Source organism: Actinomadura sp. NPDC048032 (assembly GCF_040653175.1).
GTDB lineage: Bacteria > Actinomycetota > Actinomycetes > Streptosporangiales > Streptosporangiaceae > Spirillospora > Spirillospora verrucosospora.
This window is the reverse complement of sequence record NZ_JBEZJP010000612.1, coordinates 1-3,575: the sequence shown is the minus strand read 5'-3', so window position 1 is coordinate 3,575 and position 3,575 is coordinate 1. Positions and strand designations below refer to the sequence as shown.

Here is a 3,575-nt window from a genome sequence, read left to right as displayed (position 1 = left end):
GAGCTCGCCGGCGTCGCCAGGATGCGCGAGGACTACGAGGAGCTCGTGGCGCGGGTCGCGGCCCGCGTCGAGGAGGTCGAGGACACGGAGCGGCAACCCGGACGACGGTGTCGACCGGCACGGCCCACACCTTCCCGTCACCGATCTTGTCCGTGCGGGCCGCCTTGACGATCACATCGATGATGTCGTCGGCGTCCTCGGCGTCGACCAGGACCTCGACGCGGAGCTTGGGCACCAGGTCGACCTGGTACTCGGCGCCCCGGTAGACCTCGGTGTGGCCCTTCTGCCGCCCGTAGCCGCTGGCCTCGCTGACGGTCATCCCCTTGACCCCGAAGGCCTCCAGGGCCTTCTTCACCTCGTCCAGCTTGAACGGCTTGATGACCGCCGTGATGAGCTTCATCCCTTCGCCTCCACCTTCTTCGCCGGGGCCGCCGAGGCGGGCGCCGCCGCGGTCGCCCCGGAACCGATGCCCGCCCCGGAGCCGATGCCCGCACGGATCGTGCCGAAGTCGTAGGCGGTCTCCGCGTGCGCCGTGCTGTCGATGCCGGCGGCCTCGTCGTCCTCGCTGATCCGGAAGCCCATCACCAGGTCGATCACCTTGGCGATCACGTAGGTGACGACGAAGGAGTAGGCGAGCGTCGCCAGGACGGCGACGGCCTGCTTGCCGAGCAGCGCGAACCCGCCGCCGGCGAACAGCCCGTCGGCGCCGGCGTCGTTGACGGCGGTGGTCGCCAGGAACCCGATCAGCAGGGCGCCGACGATGCCGCCGACCATGTGGACGCCGACGACGTCGAGCGAGTCGTCGTAGCCGAGCTTGTACTTCAGGCCGACCGCGAACGCGCACACCGCGCCGGCGACCAGGCCGAGGACGATCGCGCCGAGCGGGGTGATGAACGCGCAGGCCGGGGTGATCGCGACCAGCCCGGCCACCACGCCCGAGGCGATGCCGAGGGTGGTGGACGCGCCGTCGCGCAGCTTCTCCACGACGATCCAGGCGAACGCGGCGGCGCAGGTGGCGACGAGCGTGTTGATGAACGCGACGGCCGCGGTGGAGCCGGCCGACAGCGCGGACCCGGCGTTGAACCCGAACCAGCCGAACCACAGCAGCCCGGCGCCGAGCAGGACGAACGGCAGGTTGTGCGGCCGCATCGGCTCCTTCGGCCAGCCCTTGCGCTTGCCGAGCACCAGCACCAGGGCGAGCGCGGCGACGCCGGCGTTGATGTGGACGACGGTCCCGCCCGCGAAGTCGAGCGCGCCGAGGTGGAACAGCCAGCCGGACTTGCCGCCGTCCTGGCCGTCGGACCACCACACCCAGTGGGCGATCGGGAAGTACACCAGCGTCGCCCAGACCAGGGTGAACACCACCCAGGCCCCGAACTTGGCACGGTCCGCGACCGCGCCGCTGATCAGCGCGACGGTGATGATGGCGAACGTCGCCTGGAACGCCACGAAGACCAGCTGCGGGATGCCCGTCCCGTCGTCGGCCGTGGCCGCGTTCTCCAGGCCGACGAGCCCCCAGTCTCCGAAACCGCCGATGAACGAGCTGAGCCCGCCGCCGTCGCCGAAGGTGAGGGAGTAGCCGTAGACGACCCACGCCATGCCCACCACGGCGATGCTGACGAAGCTCATCATCATCATGTTGAGCACGCTCTTGGCCCGGCTCATGCCTCCGTAGAAGAAGGCCAGGCCCGGTGTCATCAGCAGGACGAGCGCGGTGCTCGTCAGCATCCAGGCGGTACTACCGCTATCGATCTTCATCTCTGAGCGCGTCCCTCCTCGCCAGGAACTTCGAACTGCTCAGAGACTCTGGCGCGGCCGTTTCGCCCGGTATGCCGCTACGTTTCCGCCATGTGAAACCCGACTTCAGCGTGTTTCGCCGCTGTTTCCAAGTCCTCACATGCCGTATTTACGCGGCATCCGGGCCGATTCGAGGGCCGGTTCAGTCGCCGAGGATCGCGTCCACGAACGCCTCGGGCTCGAAGGGCGCGAGGTCGTCCGGCCCCTCGCCCAGGCCCACCAGCTTCACCGGGACGCCGAGCTCGCGCTGCACCTGGACGACGATGCCGCCCTTGGCGGTGCCGTCCAGCTTGGTGAGCACCACGCCGGTGATGTTGACCACCTCGGCGAAGACCCGGGCCTGCTGCATGCCGTTCTGGCCGGTCGTCGCGTCGAGGACGAGCAGGACCTCGTCGACCGTGGCCTGCTTCTCCACCACCCGCTTGACCTTGCCGAGCTCGTCCATCAGCCCGGTCTTGGTGTGCAGCCGGCCCGCCGTGTCGACGATCACCACGTCGACCTTGGTGTCGATGCCCTGCTTGACGGCGTCGAACGCCACGCTGGCGGGGTCGGCGCCCTCGTCCTTGCGGACGACCTGCGCGCCCACCCGCGTGCCCCACGTCTCCAGCTGGTCGGCGGCGGCGGCGCGGAAGGTGTCGGCGGCGCCGAGCAGCACGGTGTTGCCGTCGCCGACGAGGACGCGGCCGAGCTTGCCGCACGTGGTGGTCTTGCCGGTGCCGTTCACGCCGACGACCATGAGGACGGCGGGACGGTCGCCGTGCGCCTCGGTGTGCAGCGAGCGGTCGATGTCCGGGCCGATCTGCTTGATCAGCTCGTCCTTGAGCATCGCCCGGACCTCCTCCGGGCTGCGCGTTCCGAGGACCTGGACGCGCGTCCGCAGGTCGTCGGTGACCTGCCGGGCCACCGCCGTGCCCATGTCGGCGGCGATCAGGGTGTCCTCGATCTCCTCCCAGGCGTCCTCGTCGAGCGTGTCGCGCGACAGCAGCACCAGGAGGGTCTTGCCGAAGGCGTTCTGGGAGCGGGCGAGGCGGGCCCGCAGCCGCACGAGCCGCCCCGCGCCGGGCGGCGGCCGCTCGATCTCGACGGCGGGCCGCGGCGGCGCGGCCTCCGTCGGCGGCGCCTTCTCGATCGTGGGGGCCTCGGCCTCCGCCACGTCGGCGGCGGTGGCGCCGCCGGTGCGTTCGGACGGGCGCTCGACCGGCGGGCGGGGCCGGCGCGGCCGCAGCAGCGTGACGCCGCCGATGATCAGCGCGATCACGGCCAGCACGGCGATGACGATCACATATTCCATAACGCCCCCAGTTTTCCAGACGAGCACTCCCGCGCGAACACGCTGCGCCGGGCCCGCCGATCATGCGGCGAGCCCGGCCGGGCGCGCAACCGCGCGGGACTCCCGAACGTTCCGGCGCCCGCGCCGGGACGGTAGATCAGGCATTACCCCCAGGGAGGGATGCCCGTTCGGAGGACTCCCACTCGTCGACGTTGCGGAGCAGTGCCTCCAGGTAGGAGCGCAGGTGGGTCCGGTAGACGTCGCTGTAGGTCCGCAGGTAGGCGATCTCGCGCTCCAGGGCGAGGCGCTCTCCGTCCGGGAGGGTCCCAGGGCTCGGCGAGGGCGCGGGCTGCGGCGGGGCCGTGCGGACGGCCGCCTCGGCGACGGCGGCCGCCTTGCGGTGGGCGTCCTCCAGCATCTGCTCAGCGCGGCCCTTGGCGTCCGACAGGATCGCCTCGCGGTGCAGCCTCGCCTCGTGCGCCAGCTCCCTGGTGTAGCGCTCGGCGTC

2 protein-coding genes and 2 pseudogenes are annotated in these 3,575 nt (G+C 71.2%); all 4 read right to left on the bottom strand.

The genetic code is table 11. The annotated features are described in order from the left end of the window. Positions 1–94: 94 nt before the first annotated feature. Positions 95–400 (bottom strand): annotated as a pseudogene (locus tag AB0C69_RS39975) (P-II family nitrogen regulator); the annotation flags it as partial. Further along, positions 397–1,758 (bottom strand): ammonium transporter, encoded by a 1,362-nt coding sequence (locus AB0C69_RS39970; RefSeq protein WP_360361581.1) that lies wholly within the window; start codon positions 1,756–1,758, stop codon positions 397–399. The gene AB0C69_RS39970 and the pseudogene AB0C69_RS39975, both read right to left, overlap by 4 nt. A gap of 181 nt (positions 1,759–1,939) precedes the next feature. Beyond that, the gene (ftsY, locus tag AB0C69_RS39965; RefSeq protein ID WP_345174982.1) at positions 1,940–3,088 is read right to left on the bottom strand and encodes a signal recognition particle-docking protein FtsY; all 1,149 of its coding nucleotides are present in this window, start codon (positions 3,086–3,088) and stop codon (positions 1,940–1,942) included. A 136-nt stretch (positions 3,089–3,224) separates the two neighbouring features. Then, a pseudogene (locus AB0C69_RS39960) lies at positions 3,225–3,575 on the bottom strand (hypothetical protein); the annotation flags it as partial.